At 70.8% G+C, this 22195-nt stretch carries 19 protein-coding genes; 10 read left to right on the forward strand and 9 right to left on the reverse strand.

All coding sequences use genetic code 11. The features are described 5' to 3' along the window. Positions 1-42: 42 nt before the first annotated feature. Together ACH41F_RS07975 and argF are read left to right on the forward strand one after the other, a co-directional pair. Positions 43-1266 carry an arginine deiminase gene (locus ACH41F_RS07975; RefSeq protein ID WP_391233772.1) on the forward strand — a complete coding sequence of 408 codons (1224 nt, stop codon included), beginning with the start codon at positions 43-45 and terminating at the stop codon, positions 1264-1266. Positions 1267-1348: 82 nt separating this feature from the next. Then, the gene (gene argF / locus ACH41F_RS07980) at positions 1349-2362 is read left to right on the forward strand and encodes an ornithine carbamoyltransferase (protein WP_391233773.1); all 1014 of its coding nucleotides are present in this window, start codon (positions 1349-1351) and stop codon (positions 2360-2362) included. A gap of 3 nt (positions 2363-2365) precedes the next feature. On the opposite strand, the gene ACH41F_RS07985 is transcribed toward argF, so the two are convergent. Further along, positions 2366-2821 carry an ATP-binding protein gene (locus tag ACH41F_RS07985; RefSeq protein WP_391233774.1) on the reverse strand — a complete coding sequence of 152 codons (456 nt, stop codon included), beginning with the start codon at positions 2819-2821 and terminating at the stop codon, positions 2366-2368. Positions 2822-3138: 317 nt separating this feature from the next. Between ACH41F_RS07985 and ACH41F_RS07990 the strand changes: the two genes are divergently transcribed. Both ACH41F_RS07990 and ACH41F_RS07995 read left to right on the forward strand, forming a co-directional pair. Next, positions 3139-3966 (forward strand): enoyl-CoA hydratase family protein, encoded by an 828-nt coding sequence (locus ACH41F_RS07990; protein ID WP_391233775.1) that lies wholly within the window; start codon positions 3139-3141, stop codon positions 3964-3966. A 2-nt stretch (positions 3967-3968) separates the two neighbouring features. Further along, complete coding sequence (locus ACH41F_RS07995; protein WP_391233776.1) at positions 3969-6335, forward strand: bifunctional salicylyl-CoA 5-hydroxylase/oxidoreductase; 2367 nt, start codon at positions 3969-3971, stop codon at positions 6333-6335. Positions 6336-6384: 49 nt separating this feature from the next. On the opposite strand, the gene ACH41F_RS08000 is transcribed toward ACH41F_RS07995, so the two are convergent. Together ACH41F_RS08000 and ACH41F_RS08005 are read right to left on the reverse strand one after the other, a co-directional pair. Next, positions 6385-7203: a PaaX family transcriptional regulator C-terminal domain-containing protein gene (locus ACH41F_RS08000; RefSeq protein WP_391233777.1), complete on the reverse strand. Its 819-nt coding sequence runs from the start codon at positions 7201-7203 to the stop codon at positions 6385-6387. Between the two features lie 15 nt (positions 7204-7218). Then, positions 7219-8811 (reverse strand): AMP-binding protein, encoded by a 1593-nt coding sequence (locus ACH41F_RS08005; RefSeq protein WP_391233778.1) that lies wholly within the window; start codon positions 8809-8811, stop codon positions 7219-7221. Between the two features lie 137 nt (positions 8812-8948). Here ACH41F_RS08005 and ACH41F_RS08010 point away from each other — a divergent pair, with 137 nt between their 5' ends. Together ACH41F_RS08010 and ACH41F_RS08015 are read left to right on the forward strand one after the other, a co-directional pair. Continuing rightward, the gene (locus ACH41F_RS08010) at positions 8949-10199 is read left to right on the forward strand and encodes an acyl-CoA dehydrogenase family protein (protein ID WP_391233779.1); all 1251 of its coding nucleotides are present in this window, start codon (positions 8949-8951) and stop codon (positions 10197-10199) included. Further along, positions 10196-10594 carry a Rid family hydrolase gene (locus tag ACH41F_RS08015; RefSeq protein WP_391233780.1) on the forward strand — a complete coding sequence of 133 codons (399 nt, stop codon included), beginning with the start codon at positions 10196-10198 and terminating at the stop codon, positions 10592-10594. Before ACH41F_RS08010 ends, ACH41F_RS08015 begins: the two co-directional genes overlap by 4 nt. Before the next feature lie 154 nt (positions 10595-10748). On the opposite strand, the gene ACH41F_RS08020 is transcribed toward ACH41F_RS08015, so the two are convergent. Further along, positions 10749-10931, reverse strand: coding sequence for a DUF5999 family protein (locus ACH41F_RS08020; protein WP_398833841.1), 183 nt, complete (start codon positions 10929-10931; stop codon positions 10749-10751). A gap of 237 nt (positions 10932-11168) precedes the next feature. Here ACH41F_RS08020 and ACH41F_RS08025 point away from each other — a divergent pair, with 237 nt between their 5' ends. After that, complete coding sequence (locus ACH41F_RS08025; protein ID WP_398833842.1) at positions 11169-11585, forward strand: DUF6299 family protein; 417 nt, start codon at positions 11169-11171, stop codon at positions 11583-11585. An 88-nt stretch (positions 11586-11673) separates the two neighbouring features. On the opposite strand, the gene ACH41F_RS08030 is transcribed toward ACH41F_RS08025, so the two are convergent. Next, a complete protein-coding gene (locus ACH41F_RS08030) occupies positions 11674-13203 on the reverse strand; it encodes a UDP-N-acetylglucosamine 1-carboxyvinyltransferase (RefSeq protein ID WP_391233783.1) in 1530 nt (509 codons plus the stop codon). Between the two features lie 73 nt (positions 13204-13276). Continuing rightward, positions 13277-13474 (reverse strand): DUF4236 domain-containing protein, encoded by a 198-nt coding sequence (locus ACH41F_RS08035; protein WP_391233784.1) that lies wholly within the window; start codon positions 13472-13474, stop codon positions 13277-13279. 308 nt (positions 13475-13782) lie between these two features. Here ACH41F_RS08035 and ACH41F_RS08040 point away from each other — a divergent pair, with 308 nt between their 5' ends. Then, the gene (locus ACH41F_RS08040; RefSeq protein ID WP_391233785.1) at positions 13783-16578 is read left to right on the forward strand and encodes an aconitate hydratase AcnA; all 2796 of its coding nucleotides are present in this window, start codon (positions 13783-13785) and stop codon (positions 16576-16578) included. A 76-nt stretch (positions 16579-16654) separates the two neighbouring features. Here ACH41F_RS08040 and ACH41F_RS08045 read toward each other — a convergent pair whose 3' ends face one another. The 3 genes from ACH41F_RS08045 to ACH41F_RS08055 form a co-directional block, all read right to left on the reverse strand. Next, on the reverse strand, positions 16655-17743 hold the full coding sequence (locus tag ACH41F_RS08045; protein ID WP_391233786.1) for a lytic polysaccharide monooxygenase: 1089 nt from the start codon (positions 17741-17743) through the stop codon (positions 16655-16657). A gap of 387 nt (positions 17744-18130) precedes the next feature. Next, positions 18131-18721, reverse strand: a complete 591-nt coding sequence (locus ACH41F_RS08050; protein ID WP_391233787.1) for an HD domain-containing protein — start codon at positions 18719-18721, stop codon at positions 18131-18133. A gap of 405 nt (positions 18722-19126) precedes the next feature. Then, complete coding sequence (locus ACH41F_RS08055; protein ID WP_391233788.1) at positions 19127-20116, reverse strand: acetylxylan esterase; 990 nt, start codon at positions 20114-20116, stop codon at positions 19127-19129. A 226-nt stretch (positions 20117-20342) separates the two neighbouring features. On the opposite strand from ACH41F_RS08055, the gene ACH41F_RS08060 reads away from it, so the two are divergent. Continuing rightward, entirely contained in the window at positions 20343-21326 is a 984-nt protein-coding gene (locus ACH41F_RS08060; protein ID WP_391233789.1) for an ABC transporter permease subunit, read from the forward strand. After that, entirely contained in the window at positions 21320-22192 is an 873-nt protein-coding gene (locus ACH41F_RS08065; protein WP_398833847.1) for a carbohydrate ABC transporter permease, read from the forward strand. The genes ACH41F_RS08060 and ACH41F_RS08065 overlap by 7 nt, the downstream gene beginning before the upstream one ends. Positions 22193-22195 lie beyond the last annotated feature (3 nt).

Raw genomic sequence — 22195 nt, forward strand, 5'->3', positions numbered from 1 at the left:
AAGGTGGGGGTGAAGACGGTCTTCGGTGGTCAGGATGGAGGCATGGGATTCCATGTCGACTCCGAGGCCGGGCGGCTCAGCCGCGTCATCCTGCACCGGCCGGATCTCGAGCTCAAAAGGCTCACCCCCAGCAACAAGGACGCGCTCCTCTTCGACGACCTGCTCTGGGTGCGCCGGGCGCGCGCCGAGCACGACGGCTTCGCGGACGTGCTGCGCGACCGCGGGGTCGCCGTCCACCTCTTCGGCGACCTGCTCACCGAGGCCCTGGCGATCCCGGCGGCCCGCACCCTCGTCCTGGACCGGGTCTTCGACGAGAAGGAGTACGGTGTCCTGGCCACCGACCACCTCCGTGCCGCCTTCGAGTCACTGCCCGCGCCCGAGCTCGCCGAGGCGCTGGTCGGCGGCATGACCAAGAGGGAGTTCCTGGACGCCCACGAGGAACCGGTCTCCGTCCGCTTCCACGTCATGGACCTGGACGAGTTCCTGCTCGCCCCCCTGCCCAACCACCTGTTCACCCGCGACACCTCCGCCTGGATCTACGACGGCGTGTCCGTCAACGCGATGCGCTGGCCGGCCCGGCAGCGGGAGACCGTCCACTTCGAGGCGATCTACCGGCACCACCCGCTCTTCCGTGACGAGACGTTCCGGGTGTGGAGCGAGGGGCAGTCCGACTACCCGTCCACCATCGAGGGCGGCGACGTCCTCGTCATCGGCAACGGCGCGGTCCTGATCGGCATGAGCGAACGGACCACCCCCCAGGCCGTGGAGATGCTCGCGCACAAGCTGTTCGCCGCCGGCTCCGCGCAGACGATCGTGGCGCTCGACATGCCCAAGCGCCGCGCCTTCATGCACCTCGACACCGTGATGACGATGGTCGACGGCGACACCTTCACCCAGTACGCCGGGCTCGGCATGCTCCGGTCGTACACCATCGAACCGGGCGTCGGAGACAAGGAGTTGAAGGTCACCGACCATCCGCCGGAGCACATGCACCGCGCGATCGCCGCCGCCCTCGGGCTCAGCGAGATCCGTGTGCTGACCGCCACCCAGGACGTGCACGCCGCCGAGCGCGAGCAGTGGGACGACGGCTGCAACGTCCTCGCCGTCGAGCCCGGTGTCGTCGTCGCCTACGAGCGGAACTCCACCACCAACACCCATCTGCGCAAGCAGGGCATCGAGGTCATCGAGATCCCCGGCAGCGAGCTGGGTCGGGGGAGGGGCGGGCCGCGCTGTATGAGCTGCCCGGTCGAACGTGCGGCCGTATAGTCGCACACCCTGCTGTATATAAATGCCAAGCGTCGTATAGACTTCCAGGAGTACCTGTCACCCGCATCTCTGGAGCGCCCGCATGGCGACCGTCCCGACCGCCCTCGCCGGGCGCCACTTCCTCAAGGAACTCGACTTCACCGAGCAGGAGTTCCTCGCTCTGGTCGAGTTGTCCGCGCATCTGAAGGCCGCGAAGAAGGCCGGGACCGAGACCCAGTACCTGCGCGGCAAGAACATCGCGCTGATCTTCGAGAAGACCTCGACGCGCACCCGCTGCGCGTTCGAGGTCGCGGCGGCGGACCAGGGTGCCTCGACGACGTACCTCGACCCGTCGGGCTCGCAGATCGGCCACAAGGAGTCCGTCCGGGACACCGCGCGCGTGCTCGGCCGGATGTTCGACGCCATCGAGTACCGCGGGGACAGTCAGCAGAAGGTGGAGGAGCTGGCCGCGTACGCCGGCGTGCCCGTCTACAACGGCCTCACCGACGACTGGCACCCCACCCAGATGCTCGCCGACGTGCTCACGATGACCGAGCACAGCAGCAAGAGCCTGGTCGACGACGGGTTCGTGCTCGCCTACCTCGGCGACGCCCGCTTCAACATGGGCAACTCCTACCTGATCACCGGCGCCCTGCTCGGGATGGACGTCCGGATCGTCGCCCCGAAGTCCTACTGGCCCGCCCAGCACGTCATCGAGCGTGCCCGCGAGCTGGCCGCGGACAGCGGTGCCGTGATCACGCTCACCGAGTCCGTGGCGGAGGGCGTGCGCGGTGCCGACTTCGTGGCGACCGACGTCTGGGTCTCCATGGGCGAGCCCAAGGAGGTCTGGGACGAGCGGATCGCCGCCCTCGCCCCGTACGCCGTTACCATGGACGTCCTGCGGGCGACGGGCAACCCGGACGTCAAGTTCCTGCACTGCCTCCCGGCCTTCCACGACCTCGGCACCAAGGTCGGCCAGGAGATCCACGACTCCCACGGCCTGGAGAGCCTGGAGGTCACGGACGAGGTCTTCGAGTCCGCCCACTCCGTCGTCTTCGACGAGGCGGAGAACCGGATGCACACGATCAAGGCCGTACTGGTGGCGACCCTGGCCTGACGGTCACGCCGGCCGCCACTGCGGGGGCCTCGCCGGCAGCCTGAACCACACCGCCTTGCCCGACTCCGTGGGCCGGTGCCCGCAGGACGAGCTCAGCGCCCGGATCAGCAGCAGCCCCCGCCCGTGCTCCTGCCAGGGGTCCGGCGCCACGTCGGCCGGGCGGGTCAGATCGCCCGGCGGCGCCGGGTCCGGGTCGTGCACCTCGACCTGGCAGCCGCTCGGCAGCAGTTCGACGACCAGCTCTATGGGCGCGTCCCCCGCGGTGTGCTCCACGGCGTTCGCGACCAGCTCGGCGGTCAGCAGCTCCGCGGTGTCGCAGTCCGCCCCGTGCTTCAACTCGGCCAGCGCCGTGCGCACCAGTGCGCGGGCGACGGGGACGGCCGCTGCGGAGTGCGGCAGCGCGATGCGCCAGGAGGCGGAGGCGGCGGAGGGGCGATCTTGCAAGGCGGTTCCGTTCATGAGCAGGCTGTCCTGCTTTCAACCGTATGAATGGTACGGCGCCGTCGGCAGAGGCGTCCGACGGGCACCGCGGGGGACCTTCGGCCCCGTTGACGGGCGGCTTACCCCGCACAACGCCCTGCCTCGCGCGGCTGCTCCCGCCGTAGCCGCTCTGTCGACGAGCCGTGACGGATGTGACGGGACCAGGTCACATCCGGCGGCCCGGTCGCACCCTCGTGTTATCGCGCACTCGTGACGACAGTCAAAGATGAGTGATAGCTTCGGGGGGTAGAGCGTGGGATCGCGCACCTTGTCCGTGTACGAGGAGGCCGCACCGCATGAGTCCCTTCACCGGCTCCGCCGCCCGCACCGCCCGCTGGGAACACCTGCGCGTGGAGATCACCGCCGGCGTCGCCACCGTCACCCTCGCCCGCCCCGACCGACTCAACGCCCTCACCTTCGGCGCCTACGCCGACCTGCGCGACCTCCTCGCCGAGCTGTCCCGGGAACGCTCGGTGCGCGCCCTGGTGCTGGCCGGCGAGGGCCGCGGCTTCTGCTCCGGCGGCGACGTCGACGAGATCATCGGCGCGACCCTCGCCATGGACACCGCCCAGCTCCTCGACTTCAACCGGATGACCGGGCAGGTCGTGCGGGCGGTACGGGAGTGCCCGTTCCCGGTGATCGCCGCGGTGCACGGGGTCGCGGCGGGCGCGGGGGCGGTCCTGGCCCTCGCCGCGGACTTCCGGGTTGCCGACCCGACGGCCCGGTTCGCGTTCCTCTTCACCCGGGTGGGACTGTCCGGCGGGGACATGGGCGCCGCGTACCTGCTGCCCCGGGTGGTGGGACTCGGCCATGCGACCCGCCTGCTGATGCTGGGCGAGCCGGTGCGGGCGCCGGAAGCCGAACGCATCGGCCTGATCAGCGAACTCACGGACGAGGGCGGGGCGCACGAGGCGGCCACGGCGCTGGCCCGCCGCCTCGCCGACGGCCCGGCCCTCGCGTACGCCCAGACGAAGGCCCTGCTCACAGCGGAGCTGGACATGCCGCTGGCGGCGAGCGTGGAACTGGACGCGTCCACGCAGGCGTTGCTGATGAACGGCGAGGACTACGCCGAGTTCCACCAGGCGTTCACGGAGAAACGGCCTCCCAAGTGGCAGGGGCGGTGACCATGACGCCGTCAGGGGCGCGGGGCTGTGTCACACCTGCGGCCACCGCCGCGCGGGCGCGACCAGCCACAGGGGACCTTCAGTCGCCGACGATGACCAGCCACCCCCTACGCGTCGCGATCATCGGCGGCGGCCCCGGCGGCCTCTACGCGGCGGCGTTGCTCAAACGCCTCGACCCCGCCCGCGAGATCACCGTCTGGGAGCGCAACCCGCCCGACGAGACCTTCGGCTTCGGGGTGGTCCTCTCCGACGAAACCCTGGGCGGCATCGAACACGCCGACCCCGAGGTCTACCGGGCCCTGCACCAGGAGTTCATCCGCTGGGACGACATCGACATCGTGCACCGTGGCACCCGGCACACCTCCGGGGGCCACGGCTTCGCCGCCCTCGGCAGAAAACGCCTCCTGGACATCCTGCACACCCGCTGCCACGACCTCGGCGTGGACCTCCGCTTTCGCACCGAGGCCCCGCCCGACCTCGCGACCACCCACGACCTCGTCATCGCCGCCGACGGGGTCAACAGCACCACCCGGCAGCGGCACGCCCAGGTCTTCCGCCCCCACGTGACCACCCACCGCTGCCGCTACGTCTGGCTGGCCGCCGACTTCGCCTTCGACGCCTTCCGCTTCGAGATCGCCGAGACGGAACACGGCGTGATGCAGCTGCACGGCTACCCGTACGCATCCGACGCCTCCACCGTCATCGTCGAGATGCGCGAGGAGGTCTGGCGCGCCGCCGGCTTCGACGAACTCGACACCGCCGCATCCGTCGACCGCTGCGCCAAGATCTTCACGGACGCGCTCGGCGGCAGGCCGCTGCGCTTCCACACCTCCGCCTGGACCACCTTCCGCACGGTCGTCAACGACCACTGGTCCCACGGCAACACCGTCCTCCTCGGCGACGCCGCCCACACCGCGCACTTCTCCATCGGTTCGGGCACCAAGCTCGCCGTCGAGGACGCCCTCGCCCTGGCCGCCTGCCTGGAGGAACAGCCGTCCCTTCAGCAGGCGTTGGCCGCCTACGAGACCGAACGCAAACCCGTCGTCGCCTCCACCCAGCGAGCCGCCCGCGCCAGCCTGGAGTGGTTCGAGAACGTCGGCCGCTATCTCGACCAGCCGCCCCGCCAGTTCGCCTTCAACCTCCTCACCCGCAGCCGCCGCGTCACCCACGACAACCTCCGCCTGCGCGACGCCCGCTTCACCGCCGCCGTGGAGCGGGAGTTCGGCTGCCCGCCGGGCACGCCCCCCATGTTCACCCCGTTCCGGCTGCGCGGTCTGACCCTGCGCAACCGGGTCGTGGTCTCGCCGATGGACATGTACTCGGCCGTCGACGGCCTCCCCGGCGACTTCCACCTCGTCCATCTGGGGGCGCGGGCGCTCGGCGGGGCGGGGCTGGTGATGACGGAGATGGTGTGCGTCTCCGCCGAGGGCCGCATCACCCCGGGCTGCACCGGCCTGTACACCGGGAAGCAGGCCGAGGGCTGGAGGCGGATCACCGACTTCGTGCACGCCCAGGCCCCCGGCACGGCGATCGGGGTCCAGCTCGGCCACAGCGGCCGCAAGGGCTCGACCAGGCTGATGTGGGAGGGCATCGACGAACCGCTGCCCGACGGCAACTGGCCGGTCGTGGCCGCCTCCTCGATCCCCTACCGGCCCGGGAACCAGACCCCGCGCGCGCTCACCCGCGCCCACCTCACCGACCTGCGCGAGCAGTTCACCGCGGCCGCCTGCCGAGCCGCCCGCGCCGGGTTCGACCTGCTCGAACTGCACTGCGCTCACGGCTACTTGCTGTCCGGTTTCCTCTCCCCGCTCACCAACCTCCGCACCGACGCCTACGGCGGCTCGCTGGAGAAGCGGCTCCGCTTCCCCCTGGAGGTCTTCGACGCCGTCCGGGGCGTGTGGCCCGAGGAACGGCCCATGACCGTACGGATCTCCGCCACCGACTGGGCGGAGGGCGGGACGTCGGGCGCCGACGCCGTCGAGATCGCCCGCGCCTTCGCCGCGCACGGCGCCGACGCCATCGACGTGTCGACGGGGCAGGTGGTGGCCGAGGAACGGCCCGCGTACGGGAGGTCGTACCAGACGCCCTTCGCGGACCGCATCCGCCACGAGACCGGCGTCCCGGTGATCGCGGTCGGCGCGATCTCCTCCTGGGACGACGTCAACTCCCTGATCCTGGCCGGGCGGACGGACCTGTGCGCACTGGCCCGACCGCACCTGTACGACCCGCACTGGACACTGCACGCGGCCGCCGAGCAGGGCTACGACGGCCCCGGGGTCGTCTGGCCGGACCCGTACCGGGCGGGCAGCCGCCCTCCGCGGACGGGGCGCACGGACGCCCCCAAGCCCCGTCTGACGCTCGGCACGTGAGCGGCCGGGGGAGTGACCGGCCCGGACAGCGCTCCTCCCCCCGCCCGACTCACCCGCCGACGAACGCCGCCCCCGCGTCCCGCAGCCGTCGGTGCAGCTCCCGGAACACCGCCGCCGAGCGGCTGCCCGGCCAGTCCTGCGGCAGCAGCCGGGCGGGCAGCCCGGGGTCGGCGTAGGGGAGGTGGCGCCAGGAGTCCAGGGCGAGGAGGTAGTCGCGGTAGGCCTCCTCGGGCGGGGTGTCCTCGGCCGCGCGCTCCTGCCAGCGCCGCAGCACGCGCGCGTGGCGGTCGAGGAACTCCTCGTGCTCCTTGGCGATCGCGGCCAGGTCCCACCAGCGGGCGACGGCCTCGGCGGTCGGGGCGTAGCCGAGGTGCTCGCCGCGGAAGAAGTCGACGTACGGGTCCAGGCCGAGCCGCTGGAGCACGTGCCGGGCCTCCTCGTGCAGGCGCGCGGGCGCGATCCACACACCCGGCGCCGCGGTGCCGAAGCCGAGTCCGGCCAGCCGGGAGCGCAGCACGTGCCGCTTCTGCCGCTCCGACTCCGGCACGGAGAACACGGCGAGCACCCAGCCCTCGTCCTCGGGCGGTTCGACGGCGTAGATGCGCCGGTCGCCGTCGTCGAGCAACTGGCGCGCGTCCGGCGACAGTTCGTACCCCGCCGCCCCCTGTGCGGTACGGGCGGGCACGAGCAGACCGCGGCGTTTGAGGCGGGACACCGAGGAGCGTACCGAAGGGGCGTCGACGCCGACCGCCGCGAGCAGGCGGATGAGCTCGGCGACCGGTACCGGGCCGGGCACGAAGCGGCCGTAGGCGCCGTAGAGCGTGACGATGAGAGACCGTGGTGCATGCTGGTCGGACACGTTGATCATCTTAGGTCGTCGGCATCACGGCTGGTCACCCTCGGTGCGCAACCTGAACCTCTGGAGCTTGCCGGTCGCCGTGCGCGGCAGCGCGTCCAGGAAGACGAACTCGCGCGGACACTTGTACGGCGCCAACTCGGCCCTGACGAAGGCGCGCAGTGCCTCGGCGTCCCGCTCGGCGCCCTCCTTGACCACCACGTAGGCCACCACGACCTGTCCGCGGGCCTCGTCCGCCCGCCCCACCACCGCGGCCTCCACGACGTCCGGGTGCCGCAGCAGCGTGTCCTCGACCTCGGGGCCCGCGATGTTGTACCCGGCCGAGATGATCATGTCGTCCGCGCGGGCGACATAGCGGAAGTAGCCGTCGTCCTCGCGGACATAGGTGTCCCCGGTGATGTTCCAGCCGAAGCGCACGTACTCGCCCTGCCGGGGGTCGGCGAGATACCGGCAGCCGACCGGCCCGCGCACCGCGAGCAGTCCGGGCTCCCCGTCCGGCCTGTCCCGGCCCTCCTCGTCGACCACGCGCGCCTGCCACCCCGGTACGGGCACCCCCGTGGTCCCCGGCCGGATCCGCTCGTCGGCGGCGGAGAGGAAGATGTGCAGCAGCTCGGTGGCGCCGATGCCGTTGATGATCCGCAGCCCGGTCCGCTCGTGCCAGGCCCGCCAGGTGGCCGCGGGCAGGTTCTCGCCGGCGGAGACGCAGCGGCGCAGGCAGGAGGTGTCGTAGGCGGGAAGTTCGTCGAGCATCGCGCGGTAGGCGGTCGGCGCGGTGAACACCACGGACACCCGGTGCTCGGCGATCGCGGGCAACAGCTGCCGGGGACCGGCCTGTTCGAGGAGGAGGGCGCTGGCCCCGGCGCGCAGCGGGAAGATCACGAGCCCGCCGAGACCGAACGTGAACCCCAGGGGCGGACTGCCGGCGAAGACGTCGTCCTGCCGGGGCCGCAGCACATGCCGCGAGAAGGTGTCGGCTGTCGCGAGCACGTCCCGGTGGAAGTGCATGCACCCCTTGGGGCGCCCGGTGGTGCCGGAGGTGAAGGCGATCAGCGCCACGTCGTCGGACGCGGTCGCCACGGCCGGGTACGGGGTGTCGGGCGCGGTCCGGCGCAGCAGGTCCTCGGGCGCGTCACCGCCGTACGTCGTGATCCTGAGCCCCGGTATCTCGGCCTTCGCGAGGTCGTCGACCGAGCGGATGTCGCACAGTGCGTGCCCGACCCGCGCGATCTCGCACATCGTGGCCAGCTCGTGCGGCCGTGCCTGCGCCAGGACGGTCACGGCGACCGCCCCCGCCTTCAGCACCGCCAGCCAGCAGGCCGCGAGCCAGGGGGTGGTGGGGCCGCGCAGCAGCACGCGGTTGCCGGGGACGACGCCGAGGTCGTCGGTGAGCAGATGCGCGATCCGGTCGACGCGGGCGCGGAGCGTGCCGTAGGTCCAGGTGGGGCCGGTAGGGGTGTGGAAGGCCGGACGGTCGTCGGGCGGGCCGGTCAGCAGCTCGGCGGCGCAGTTCAGCCGATCGGGGTAACGGAGCTCCGGCAGATCGAAGACCAGTTCGGGCCACTGGCCGGGCGGGGGGAGATGGTCGCGCGCGAAGGTGTCGACGTGTGCCGAGACGTTCATGGCGGTTCGCCCCCTTGCCTGATGGCCTGCCTCGTGGGCGTCGTGGGTGGGCTCGCGGAAGGAGCGTATCGCGTTGGTGACGACAGTCAATGGGACGCGATATCGTCGAAGGGTCCAGTGGAGAGAGGGGACCGGCAATGCCCGCATTCTCGCTCGATCCGGCACAAACCGCCTGGTGTGCGGAGCTGCGTGCCACGGCCGCCGACCGGCTGCGCCCGCTGGCGGAGAAGGGCGAGCCGGGGCGCGTGAACCGGCCTCTGGTCGCCGAGCTGGGGCAACTGGGCCTGCTACGGCGGCTGTTCACCTCCGGCGCCCTGGACCTCTGCCTGATGCGCGAGTCCCTCGCCTACGCCTGCACGGAGGCGGAGACCGCCCTCGCGCTCCAGGGCCTGGGAGCCCACCCCGTGCACGCCCACGGGACCCCGGCCCAGCGGGAGCGGTGGCTGCCCGCGGTGACGGAGGGCCACGCGGTGGCGGCGTTCGCGCTGAGCGAGCCGGGGGCCGGGTCGGACGCGGCGGGGCTGGAGTTGCGGGCGGAGGCGGGGACGGAGACGGAGTCAGAGGCGGGCGGGGCGCCGGGTGCGGGCGCCCCCGGTGACGTGCTCGCCGCGGACTCGTCCGGCGGTGCCCCGCGCCCCGACCCGCCCCTCACCGCCAAGCCAGACGGCACCGCCCGCTGGCGGCTCACCGGGGAGAAGTGCTGGATCTCCAACGCCCCCGAGGCCGACTTCTACACCGTCTTCGCCCGGACCACGCCCGGCGCCGGCGCCCGCGGGGTCACCGCGTTCCTGGTCCCCGCAGACCGCCCCGGCCTCACCGGCACCGCCCTGGACATGCTCTCGCCGCACCCCATCGGCGCCCTCGACTTCGCGGGCGTGCCCGTCACCGCCGACGACGTCCTCGGTGAGCCCGACCGCGGCTTCCGGGTCGCGATGGGCACGCTCAACCTGTTCCGGCCCAGCGTCGGCGCGTTCGCGGTCGGCATGGCCCAGGCCGCCCTGGACGCCACCCTCGCGCACACCGCCCGACGGGACGCGTTCGGCGGCAAGTTGAAGGACCTCCAGACGGTCGCCCACCGGGTCGCCGAACTGGCCCTGCGCACCGACGCGGCCCGCCTGATGGTGTACGCGGCGGCGACGGCGTACGACGAAGGCGACCCGGACGTCCCCAAGCGCGCGGCGATGGCGAAGCTGCTGGCCACCGAGACCGCGCAGTACGTCGTCGACGCGGCCGTCCAACTGCACGGCGCCCGCGCCCTGCGCCGCGGACACCTCCTCGAACACCTCTACCGCGAGGTACGCGCCCCGCGGATCTACGAGGGCGCGAGCGAAGTACAACGCGGCATCATCGCCAAGGAGTTGTACGCCCGGACGGAGGCGGAGCGATGAGCACCGAGCGCGTCAACCCGCCCGAGCTCTCCCCGCCCGCGGGGTTCTCCCACGCCGTCGTCGCCACCGGCACCCGTGTGGTCTTCCTGGCGGGCCAGACCGCCCTCGACACGGACGGCAAGGTCGTGGGGGAGGGGCTGGTGGCACAGTTCGAGCGGGCGCTCACCAATCTGCTGGCCGCGCTGCGGGCCGCCGGCGGCACCCCCGCCGACCTCGCCCGCGTCACCGTCTACGCCAGGGATGTGGCGGACTACCGGACTCGGGCCCCTGAACTGGGGCGGATCTGGCGGGAGTTGGCGGGCCGGGACTACCCGGCGATGGCGGTCGTGGAGGTCGTACGGCTGTGGGACGAGGAGGCGCTGGTGGAACTGGACGGCTTCGCGGTGCTGCCGTAGCCGGACGCGCCGCGGAGGGACGCGCACCCGCGCCGCCGGACAGCCCATCCGGGCACCGCCGGCCGAGGGCTCACAGCTGGGCGCTCACGGCCGGGCGCTCATGGCCGAGGGCTCACGGCTGGGCGCTCACGGGCGAGCGCTCACGGCCGAGCGCTCACGCGGCCATCGCGAGCTGCGTGACCGGCCCGACGACGCTCCCGTCCGGCCGCAGCTCACCGGTGTCGTCGAAGACGATCGCCCCGTCGCACAGCAGGCTCCAGCCCTGCTCGGGCCGGGCGGCCACGACGTGCGCGGCGTGGGTGTCGGAGACGGGGCAGGAAGACTGGTGGGAACACATGGCGACCTCCACGGCGGGAGGACGATCCGTACGGGTCGTCCGTATGGATAGACCATGCGCCCGCCGCGGACGCATCGGAACAGCCGGGCGGCAACCGTGACAACACGCGGACAACACCCTGACCGATCCACGAAGACCGCCGCGGACTCGCCACCGAAGGAGTGACGATCACGCCGGTCGCCCCGCCTTGCCGGTACCAGTGGAGGCCCCTGTTCCCCTTTCCCGGGAGGCTCTTCCATGCCCGTCCGCCCCGCCTTCGTCCTCGCCGCCCTGCTCCTGCTGGCGGCCGCCCCCACCGCCGCCGCGGACTCCTACGAGACGGTCACCGTCGACCCGACCGGCACCGTCGCCGCCGACGGCACGGTCACCCTCTCCGGCACCTACCGCTGCCTCGGCAGCACCGGCCCGGCGTTCGTCAGCTCCTCCATCGGCCAGAAGTCCCCGACCCTCCGCCACGGCATCGGCGGCACCCGCGCTGTGTGCGACGGCGTCGAGCACCGCTGGGAGAACACCGGCAGGCCCGCGCCCGGCTCGCTGGAGCCCGGCACCGCCCAGGTGGAGGCCACGGTGATGGAGTTGCGCCCGCAGGGCGGCCTGCCGCTGCCCCACTTCCACGCGGCCCGGCAGCAGGGGATCACGCTGACCCAGCGCTGACCCGGACAGCCGGTGAGGCTCGCCGCAGACAGCGCTCCGGCCGCGATTCCCGAGGGAGCCGCGGCCGGAGGGGGGACGTCGAGCCGGGTCAGATGTCCCGGAAGATCTCGATCTGCGCCCCGATCGAGTTCAGCCGCTCGGCCAGGTCCTCGTAACCGCGGTTGATGACGTACACGTTCCGCAGGACCGACGTGCCCTCGGCCGCCATCATCGCCAGCAGGACGACCACGGCGGGGCGCAGGGCGGGCGGGCACATCATCTCGGCGGCGCGCCAGCGGGTCGGGCCCTCGACCAGTACCCGGTGCGGGTCCAGCAGCTGGAGCCGGCCGCCGAGGCGGTTCAGGTCCGTGAGGTAGATCGCGCGGTTGTCGTAGACCCAGTCGTGGATGAGGGTCTTGCCCGAGGCGACGGCCGCGATGGCCGCGAAGAACGGCACGTTGTCGATGTTCAGGCCGGGGAACGGCATCGGATGGATCTTGTCGATCGGCGCCTCCAGCTTGGAGGGGCGGACCGTCAGGTCGACCAGCCGGGTGCGGCCGTTGTCGGCGAAGTACTCCGCCGTACGGTCGTGGTCGAGGCCCATCTCCTCCAGGACCGCCAGCTCGATCTCCAAAAACTCGATCGGCACCCGGCGCACCGTCAGCTGCGACTCCGTGACGACCGCCGCGGCCAGCAGGCTCATCGCCTCGACCGGGTCCTCGGAGGGGGAGTAGTCCACGTCGACGTCGATGGTGGGCACGCCGTGCACGGTCAGGGTCGTGGTGCCGATGCCCTCGACCCGGACGCCGAGCGCCTCCAGGAAGAAGCAGAGGTCCTGGACCATGTAGTTGGAGGAGGCGTTGCGGATGACCGTGACGCCGTCGTGCCGGGCGGCGGCCAGCAGCGCGTTCTCGGTCACGGTGTCGCCGCGCTCGGTCAGCACGATCGGGCGCTCGGGGGAGACGGACCGGTCGACCTGTGCGTGGTAGATGCCCTCGGTCGCGGCGATGTCGAGCCCGAAGCGGCGCAGCGCGATCATGTGCGGCTCGATGGTGCGGGTGCCGAGGTCGCAGCCGCCGGCGTAGGGCAGCCGGAAGCGGTCCATGCGGTGCAGCAGCGGGCCCAGGAACATGATGATCGAGCGGGTGCGCACGGCCGCCTCGGCGTCGATCGCGGCCATGTCCAGCTCGGCCGGCGGCACGATCTCCAGGTCGACGCCGTCGTTGATCCAGCGGGTGCGCACCCCGATGGAGTTCAGCACCTCCAGAAGGCGGTAGACCTCCTCGATGCGCGCGACGCGGCGCAGCACCGTGCGCCCCTTGTTGAGCAGGGAGGCGCACAGCAGTGCCACGCACGCGTTCTTGCTCGTCTTGACGTCGATGGCGCCGGAGAGCCTGCGTCCGCCGACGACCCGCAGATGCATCGGGCCCGCGTAGCCCAGAGAGACGATCTCGCTCTCCAGGGCTTCACCGATGCGAGCGATCATCTCAAGGCTGATGTTCTGGTTGCCGCGCTCGATGCGGTTGACGGCGCTCTGGCTGGTGCCCAGCGCCTCCGCGAGCTGCGACTGTGTCCAGCCCCGGTGTTGCCGGGCGTCACGGATGAGCTTGCCGATGCGTACGAGGTAATCGTCTGCCATGGGGTTGAGGCTATCTCAGATATGAGATGGCGCATTTCGGAGGGTCCGTCCGAGTGACGGGCCTGACGGTGCGTCAACCCCGCCTGGCGGTACGGGTGCGGCGCCACCCGAAAGGTCCGGGCAAATCCACTGATGTCGTACGACGTCCCGTGCTGCTGTGGGTCTGCTTGGGTCCGTTCTTCCCGCCGGTGGTGATGGACCAGGAGCGGCGGTTGATGTTCAGTCGGACACCGGGAAGGATCCGGAAACTCTTGCGGAACGTGAGGGGCATCGTGGCTCCCGTCTGAGTCGCGGACATGTACCTGTCGGTTACCCCGACTCGGCCGACTGATGGCCCCGCGTCCCGGACGGTCCCCGACCGTGTGAGACATCACAAACGGAGTCGGGGCATGACCATCCCGCCCCCGTGTACTAGAGTTATCTCGACATCGAGATATCTGCCTAGGCGCACCGCAGCCGCCCGCATCGGCACCCCGGTGGTAAGGCGTACCTAACTTAGCCTTACCTTAGCGGATCGGCCAAGATGCCGTGGCGGCAGGATCGTGGTGAGTTACGCGCACATCAATGAAGGAGACTGTCGTGTCGGCGAACAGCTTCGACGCCCGTGCCACGCTGAGCGTGGGCGACGAGTCGTACGAGATCTTCCGGCTGGACAAGGTGGAAGGCTCGGCTCGCCTTCCGTACAGCCTCAAGGTTCTGCTCGAGAACCTGCTCCGCACCGAGGACGGCGCGAACATCACCGCCGACCACATCCGCGCCCTCGGCAACTGGGACTCCCAGGCCCAGCCGTCGCAGGAGATCCAGTTCACGCCGGCCCGCGTGATCATGCAGGACTTCACCGGTGTGCCCTGTGTCGTCGACCTCGCCACCATGCGTGAGGCCGTCAAGGCCCTCGGCGGCGACCCGGCGAAGGTCAACCCGCTCTCCCCGGCCGAGATGGTCATCGACCACTCGGTCATCGCCGACAAGTTCGGCACCCACGACGCCTTCAAGCAGAACGTCGACCTGGAGTACGGCCGCAACAAGGAGCGCTACCAGTTCCTGCGCTGGGGCCAGACCGCCTTCGACGACTTCAAGGTCGTCCCCCCGGGCACCGGCATCGTCCACCAGGTCAACATCGAGCACCTGGCGCGCACGGTCATGGTGCGCAACGGCCAGGCGTACCCCGACACCCTCGTCGGCACCGACTCCCACACCACCATGGTCAACGGCCTCGGTGTGCTGGGCTGGGGCGTCGGCGGCATCGAGGCCGAGGCCGCGATGCTCGGCCAGCCGGTCTCGATGCTCATCCCGCGCGTCGTCGGCTTCAAGCTCACCGGTGAGCTCAAGCCCGGCACCACCGCCACCGACCTGGTGCTGACCATCACCGAGATGCTCCGCAAGCACGGCGTGGTCGGCAAGTTCGTCGAGTTCTACGGCGAGGGCGTCGCCGCCACCTCCCTCGCGAACCGCGCCACCATCGGCAACATGTCGCCGGAGTTCGGCTCCACCGCCGCGATCTTCCCGATCGACGGCGAGACCATCAAGTACCTGAAGCTCACGGGCCGTTCCGAGCAGCAGCTCGCGCTGGTCGAGGCGTACGCCAAGGAGCAGGGCCTCTGGCTGGACCCGGCCGCCGAGCCGGACTTCTCCGAGAAGCTCGAGCTGGACCTGTCCACGGTCGTCCCGTCCATCGCCGGCCCGAAGCGCCCGCAGGACCGCATCGTCCTCGCGAACGCCGCCGAGCAGTTCGCCAAGGACGTCCTCAACTACGTCGAGGTGCCCACCGTCCAGGCCGGCACCGCCGCCTCCCCGGTCGACGAGGCGAGCGCCGAGTCCTTCCCGGCCTCCGACGCCCCCGCCTACGGCAGCCAGGAGAACGGCGCCGGCGCCCCGCAGCACGCCGACGGCACCGGTGCGGCGATCCCGTCCAACCCGGTCACCGTGACCGCCCCCGACGGCTCCACGTACGAGATCGACCACGGCGCGGTGACGGTCGCGGCCATCACCTCCTGCACCAACACCTCGAACCCGTACGTCATGGTCGCCGCCGCGCTCGTCGCGAAGAAGGCCGTGGAGAAGGGCCTGACCCGCAAGCCGTGGGTCAAGACCACCCTCGCCCCGGGCTCGAAGGTCGTCACCGACTACTTCGACAAGGCGGGCCTGACCCCCTACCTCGACAAGGTCGGCTTCAACCTCGTCGGTTACGGCTGCACCACCTGCATCGGCAACTCCGGCCCGCTGCCGGAGGAGGTCTCCAAGGCCGTCAACGACCATGACCTCGCGGTGACCTCGGTCCTCTCCGGCAACCGGAACTTCGAGGGCCGGATCAACCCCGACGTCAAGATGAACTACCTGGCCTCCCCGCCGCTGGTCGTCGCCTACGCCCTCGCCGGCTCCATGAAGGTGGACATCACCAAGGACGCCCTCGGCACCGACCAGGACGGCAAGCCGGTCTACCTGGAGGACATCTGGCCCACCGAGGCCGAGGTCAACGACGTCGTCGCCAACGCCATCGGCGAGGACATGTTCTCCAAGTCCTACCAGGACGTCTTCGCGGGCGACGCCCAGTGGCAGGCCCTGTCGATCCCGACCGGCGACACCTTCGAGTGGGACCCGGAGTCGACCTACGTCCGCAAGCCCCCCTACTTCGAGGGCATGACGATGGAGACCACCCCGGTCTCCGACATCACCGGCGCCCGGGTCCTGGCCAAGCTCGGCGACTCGGTCACCACCGACCACATCTCGCCCGCCGGCGCCATCAAGGCCGACACCCCGGCCGGCAAGTACCTCACCGAGCACGGTGTGGAGCGTCGTGACTTCAACTCCTACGGCTCGCGCCGAGGCAACCACGAGGTCATGATCCGCGGCACCTTCGCCAACATCCGCCTGCGCAACCAGATCGCGCCGGGAACCGAGGGCGGCTACACCCGCGACTTCACGCAGGAGGGCGGCCCGGTCTCCTTCATCTACGACGCGTCGCAGAACTACCAGGCCGCCGGCATCCCGCTGGTCATCCTGGGCGGCAAGGAGTACGGCTCCGGTTCGTCCCGCGACTGGGCCGCGAAGGGCACCGCCCTCCTCGGCGTCAAGGCCGTCATCACCGAGTCGTACGAGCGCATCCACCGCTCGAACCTCATCGGCATGGGCGTCCTGCCGCTGCAGTTCCCGGCCGGCCAGACGGCCGACTCGCTCGGTCTGACCGGCGAGGAGACCTTCTCCATCACCGGCGTGACCGAGCTCAACGAGGGCACCACCCCCAGCACGGTCAAGGTCACCACCGACACGGGCGTCGAGTTCGACGCGGTCGTCCGCATCGACACCCCCGGTGAGGCCGACTACTACCGCAACGGCGGCATCATGCAGTACGTGCTGCGCTCGCTGATCCGCAACTAAGCGGTACCGCAAGCCAGTCGAGGGCCGCACTCCCCGAACGGGGGTGCGGCCCTCGCTGTGTTCCCTACGCCTCGGCTCAACCCACCCGGCAGGGCAGGTTCGTCGCCGTGTCGCCGCCGGAGCCGGTGACGACGTAGCCGAACGTCGTACTCTGCCCCGGACTCAGCGAGCCGTTCCAGTTGGCGTTGTGGACCATCACCGCCTGGCCGTTGTAGGTCGGGGTGCCGTTCCACAGGCTGTCGACCTTCTGTCCGGTCGGCAGCGTCCAGTCGACCATCCAGCCCAGCATCGGCACGTTGCCGGTGTTGGTGACGGTCACCTCGGACTGGTAGCCGTTGTTCCAACTGCCCGTGCTCTTACGGGTAGCGGTGCAGGTGCCCGGCACGGGCTCGCTCGGGTTGCCCGGTTGGTGGATGCCGGTGACCTCGCCGTTGCCGCCGTCGAAGACGACGTCGGAGCAGGAGTAGAAGGTCTCCGCGCTGTCCGAGCGCTGCCAGACCATGTAGATGATGTGGCGGCCCGACTTGTTCGCCGGAAGCTGCCCGGTCCAGGAGTAGTTGGCCTCGACCGTGCCCGGGCTGCCGTTGAGCGGCGGGTGGTCGACGCTGAGGAAGGGCTGGGCCTCCATGTCGTCCCAGGTGAGGGTCTTCTTCGGGTCGAAGCCGTCCTTGGTGACGTAGACGTAGAACCAACCCGGGTGCGCGGCCCAGGCGTTGTAGGAGAAGTCGACCGTCCTGCCCGCGGTGAGGTGGGTGAGCGGCCAGTCGTCGCGCGGGGCGTTGAAGCCGGTGAAGTTGGTGTTGCCGCCGCTGCACAACTGGCCGTCCGGCACGAAGCCCCGGGTGCGGCCGGCGCCGTCCGAGCGCAGTACGGAGAACCAGTTGTAGAACGGTGTGGTGCCGCTGACCGTCTGCGCGTTCTTGCAGGCCGGGTTGACCGGCTTGATCTCACCGGTGTCGGTCAGCCCGTCCTGCCAGCACAGGAAGGTGCGGCTGCCGGGCTTCATGGGAGTGCCGTGGGCCTCGGCCGCGCCGCCGGTCGACATCACCAGGGCGACGGCCGGGATGGTGGCGAGCAGGGAGACCAGGACGAGGAAGAGGGCTCTGGCACGCGTGGGGAGCGTTGAGAGGCGACCCGGGGACGCCGCTGTCTTTGTCGGGATCATGACAGTCCAGTCCGTTCCTAGGGGTGCGGGCCGTGCGGATGCGTGTGCGGAGGGGGTGCGCATGCGTGCGTGTGTGCGTGCGCGTGCGCGTGCGCGGATAGGCGTGCACATGCGGGTGCGGAGAGCCGTGCGCGCGTCTCTTCGGGCGTGGCTGCGGATGAGCGGGGCGGGGGGCTCCCTCGGGACAGGTTCCGGTCCGCCCGTATGGGAGCGCTCCCACCCCGCCTGTTGCGGAAGCTAGCGCGAACTGGGGCTGCTGTAAACCGGTGGAGCGTGAGGCGTCGCCCGCCGAGGGGCCGCCGAAGTACCGATGGGGGGCCGTCGAGGGACCGCCGAGGGGGCCGCCGAGGGGCCTCCCGCGCCGCCCCGAGGCGCCCTGATTCCGGCTCAGACCGGATACGACCCCTGGAACGCCAGCCGCCCCTCCGCCCCTTCCCCCAACGACGTCAGCAGATCGTCCAGGTCCATGAACTCCTCCCACACCGTCCGCCCGCTCGCCCCGGCCAGCCTCCTGACCACCAGGTCCTCCAGCTCCGGGACGCGCTTGTTCTTCCAGACCTTGTCGGAGAGGCTCACCAGCAGGTCCTCCAGGGCGATGTCCGGGAGGGTCCAGGTGGCGTGGGTGGCGGCGAAGCGGGCGAGGCGGGGGGCGACTCCGTGGGAGAGGAGCAGCTCGCGGCCCGCGTCCTCGTGGGACGAGCCCGGGCCGGAGAGTTCCGCGACATGGACGGTCTTGCCGATGTCGTGCGTGGCCGCGCCGAACAGTACGGCTTCGCGGTCCAGCAGGAGCGACGGGTGGCGCTGCGACAGCCACTCCACCAGGCGGTGGGCCACATCGTGCACCGCCCGCAGATGCGCGGCCAGGCGGGGCGGCGCGTCGAGCTTCCTCAGCAGATCCGCCGCCTGGTCCGGCAGGGGCCGCAGCGGGGGGTGGCCGGGGTCGTCGAGCGCGCGCCGGAGGAGCTCGGTGGAGGTCATCCGGACAGGGTAGGGGCCGGGCCGGGGTGCGGGGCGGGCCTGTGCGGACCCGGTGGACACCTCCACCGGGTCCGCATGCCGGGCAGGCGAACGGGGGGAGACCCTGCCCGGGTGACGGTTGGTCGGCGACGACACCCAACGGCACGTGACGCGGAAGGCGACGCTGGCGTCACCGCTCCGCACGGACAACGTTGTCGAGTGGTCTAAACCTCACTCTATCCTGCCAACGGGCGACGCCGTCAACCCAGTTGGAGCCGCCTCACCCGAGGCGGTGGCCGCGTCGACCACGGGCTGCCGGTCACACGGAAAGAACCCTCCGGGGCACGTCCGTCGGCGGGTCGTGCTGGTCGTAGGGGGGCCTCTGGCCGCTGGTGTCCGGTGTCTTCACTCGCGCACGGCGGGACGTCACCCCACCCACATCCGCCCCAGCCAGTCCAGTTGGCGCCGCACCTGCACCGCGTCCCCGCCCTCGTGTCCGTTGTAGGCATAGGCGTGGATCTCGGCGTGCGGGGCGGCGCCGGAGAGTTCGCCGTAGCGGTTGAAGGCGGCGTACGCCCCGCTCGGCGGGCAGACGGTGTCGCGCAGGCCCACGCCGAAGTGGGCCGGGGCGTGGGCGCGGCGGGCGAAGGAGACGCCCTCCACATAGGCGAGGGTGCGGTGGGCGGCCTCCTCGGCGCCGCGGTGGACGGCGAGGTACGCGGAGATCTCGCCGTACGGGCTCGCGTCGGTGAGGTCGAGGGCGCGCTGGATGCCGCACAGGAAGGGTGCGGTGACCAGGGCCGCCGCCAGGTCCGGGACGAGTCCGGCGACGGCCAGCGCGAGGCCGCCGCCCTGGCTGTTGCCGGCCGCGGCGACGCGTTCGGCGTCCACCCCGGGGAGGGCGCGGACCGCCGCCACCGCGCGCACCGCGTCGGTGACGAGCCGCCGGTAGTGGTAGTCGTGCGGTGCGAGCAGGCCGCGGACGGCCGGGCCCGGGCCGCCGGGGGAGGAGGCGTGCGGGTCGGGGGTGGCGCCGCCGTTGCCGTACTGGTCGCCCTGGCCGCGGTTGTCCATCAGCAGATGCGCGTACCCGGCGTTGACCCAGGTGAGGCGCTCGTGCGGGAGTCCGCGGCCGCGGCCGTAACCGGCGAACTCGACGACGGCGGGCAGGAGTTCGGGCGCCTGCGCAGGTCTGCTGAACCAGCCGCGCACCGGCTCGCCGGCGAAGCCGCGGAACGTCACGTCCCAGGTCCGGATCAGCCGCAGTCCGTTGTCCACCGGGCGGGCCGACACCAACACCTCGTGCCGCGCCGCCTCCTTGAGGGTCCCCTGCCAGAACTCGTCGAAGTCGGCGGGCTCCTCGGGGAGCGGCCGGTGGTTCACCAGTTCCGTCAGCGGCAGGTCGAACGCGGGCACGGGACACCTCGCAGGAGTCGGTCAGAGAAGGGAAACTTGCGGAGATCGCTGGGCCTGGTCTCCCTGTCCTACCCCGCGCGCGGCGGGCTCCAACTCCCCACTCAGGCCTCAGACGCCCGCTGCGACACCATTGACAGCGCTTTCCTGCTGCCTCTAAGTTGCCGCGAAGTTACCGGTAAGCGCTCGAAAGTTTCGGTTCAACTCCCCCCTCCTGTGAGGACCGAGCATGAGCACCTCCACCAAGTCGGCCTCTCCGCCCGGCATCCAGGACCCGCCCGCACCCGCCCGGCCCCCGGTACCCACCGCACGCGGCACCTGGAGGCGGGCGCTGCGCCGCGACTGGCAGCTGTACTCGCTGGCGCTGCTGCCGCTGCTGTTCTTCCTGGTCTTCCGCTATCTGCCGATGCTCGGCAACGTGATCGCGTTCCGCCGCTTCCAGCCCGGCGGGTCGATCTTCGGCGAGCAGTGGGTGGGCCTGCGGTACGTCGAGATGTTCCTCAACGACCCCACGTTCTGGCAGGTGTTCCGCAACACCCTCTGGATCGGCGGCCTCACCCTCGTCTTCTGCTTCCCGATCCCGATCGTGCTCGCCCTGCTGCTCAACGAGGTGCGCCGGCGCTCCCTGAAGCGTTTCGTGCAGTCGGTCTCCTACCTCCCGCACTTCCTGTCGATCGTGATCGTCGCCGGCATCACCCTGCAGATGCTGGCCACGGACGGACCCGTCAACCACGTCCTGGGCTGGTTCGGGCACGACCCGATCCGCTTCGTCCAGGAACCCGGGTGGTTCCGCACGATCTACGTCGGCTCCGAGATCTGGCAGACCGCCGGCTGGGGCACGATCCTCTACCTCGCCGCGCTCACCACCATCGACGAGGACCTTTACGAGGCCGCGCGCATCGACGGCGCCAACCGCTGGCGGCAGATCTGGCACGTCACCCTGCCCGGTATCCGCCCCACCATGATCACGTTGCTGATCCTCAACATCGGCACGTTCCTGGCGGTCGGCTTCGAGAAGGTGCTGCTGCTGTACAACGCGCTGACCTATCCGACGGCCGACGTGATCTCCACCTACGTCTACCGGACCGGTGTGGAGTCCAACAGCTTCAGCTACGCCGCCGCCATCGGTCTCTTCGAGGCGGTCATCGGCCTGGTCCTGATCGTCTCCGCCAACCAGCTCTCGCGCCGCACGGTGGGGACCAGCCTGTGGTGAGGCCGAGCCGCCCCTACCGGGTCTTCCAGGGCGTGAACGCGGTGGTGCTGTCCCTCGTGGTGCTGGTGACGCTGTACCCCTTCGTCAACATCGTCGCGCGGTCCTTCAGCGGGGAGCGCCAGATCCGCGCCGGTGAAGTGACCCTGTGGCCGCAGGGGTTCAACCTCACCACGTACAAGATCGTTTTCCAGGACCCGATGTTCTGGCGCAACTACGGCAACACCGTCTTCTACACGCTCGTGTCGACGGCCGTGGCCATGGTCCTGACGACCTGTTACGCGTACGTGCTCTCGAAGAAGCACCTCAAGGGCCGTACCGCGCTGGTGGGCATCGCGGTCTTCACCATGTTCTTCACCGGTGGCCTGATCCCGCAGTACGTCCTGATCACCAGCCTCGGTCTGAAGAACAGCGTGTGGGCGATCGCGCTGCCCAACGCGATCAGCGTCTTCAACCTCCTGGTGATGAAGGCCTTCTTCGAGAGTCTGCCGACCGAGCTGGAGGAGGCCGCGCAGATCGACGGTCTGGGCACCTACGGCACCCTGCTCAGGATCGTGCTGCCGCTGTCCAAGGCGGTCGTGGCGACCATGGTGCTCTTCTACTCGGTGTCGTTCTGGAACTCCTGGTTCAGCGCGTTCCTCTACATGGACAGCTCGGACCTGATGCCGGTCACCGTCTATCTGCGGAACATGATCCAGGGCGCCACCGGCGGCTCCAACGCCGGTGCCACCACGGACCAGCTCAGCCAGGTCGGGGCGAACATCCAGGCGGTCACCATCGTGCTCACCGCGCTTCCGATCATCTGCGTGTACCCGTTCGTCCAGCGCTACTTCGTCTCGGGCGTGATGCTCGGCGCCGTCAAGGGCTAACAA

Source organism: Streptomyces sp. NPDC020489, assembly GCF_044386545.1.
GTDB lineage: Bacteria > Actinomycetota > Actinomycetes > Streptomycetales > Streptomycetaceae > Streptomyces.

Bases quoted from the DNA above. Each gene is read 5' to 3' on its own strand.
- ACH41F_RS07975 (WP_391233772.1), top strand. From the start codon at position 43: ATGGGATTCCATGTCGACTCCGAGGCCGGGCGGCTCAGCCGCGTCATC.
- argF (WP_391233773.1), top strand. From the start codon at position 1,349: ATGGCGACCGTCCCGACCGCCCTCGCCGGGCGCCACTTCCTCAAGGAA.
- ACH41F_RS07985 (WP_391233774.1), bottom strand. From the start codon at position 2,821: ATGAACGGAACCGCCTTGCAAGATCGCCCCTCCGCCGCCTCCGCCTCC.
- ACH41F_RS07990 (WP_391233775.1), top strand. From the start codon at position 3,139: ATGAGTCCCTTCACCGGCTCCGCCGCCCGCACCGCCCGCTGGGAACAC.
- ACH41F_RS07995 (WP_391233776.1), top strand. From the start codon at position 3,969: ATGACGCCGTCAGGGGCGCGGGGCTGTGTCACACCTGCGGCCACCGCC.
- ACH41F_RS08000 (WP_391233777.1), bottom strand. From the start codon at position 7,203: ATGATCAACGTGTCCGACCAGCATGCACCACGGTCTCTCATCGTCACG.
- ACH41F_RS08005 (WP_391233778.1), bottom strand. From the start codon at position 8,811: ATGAACGTCTCGGCACACGTCGACACCTTCGCGCGCGACCATCTCCCC.
- ACH41F_RS08010 (WP_391233779.1), top strand. From the start codon at position 8,949: ATGCCCGCATTCTCGCTCGATCCGGCACAAACCGCCTGGTGTGCGGAG.
- ACH41F_RS08015 (WP_391233780.1), top strand. From the start codon at position 10,196: ATGAGCACCGAGCGCGTCAACCCGCCCGAGCTCTCCCCGCCCGCGGGG.
- ACH41F_RS08020 (WP_398833841.1), bottom strand. From the start codon at position 10,931: ATGTGTTCCCACCAGTCTTCCTGCCCCGTCTCCGACACCCACGCCGCG.
- ACH41F_RS08025 (WP_398833842.1), top strand. From the start codon at position 11,169: ATGCCCGTCCGCCCCGCCTTCGTCCTCGCCGCCCTGCTCCTGCTGGCG.
- ACH41F_RS08030 (WP_391233783.1), bottom strand. From the start codon at position 13,203: ATGGCAGACGATTACCTCGTACGCATCGGCAAGCTCATCCGTGACGCC.
- ACH41F_RS08035 (WP_391233784.1), bottom strand. From the start codon at position 13,474: ATGCCCCTCACGTTCCGCAAGAGTTTCCGGATCCTTCCCGGTGTCCGA.
- ACH41F_RS08045 (WP_391233786.1), bottom strand. From the start codon at position 17,743: ATGATCCCGACAAAGACAGCGGCGTCCCCGGGTCGCCTCTCAACGCTC.
- ACH41F_RS08050 (WP_391233787.1), bottom strand. From the start codon at position 18,721: ATGACCTCCACCGAGCTCCTCCGGCGCGCGCTCGACGACCCCGGCCAC.
- ACH41F_RS08060 (WP_391233789.1), top strand. From the start codon at position 20,343: ATGAGCACCTCCACCAAGTCGGCCTCTCCGCCCGGCATCCAGGACCCG.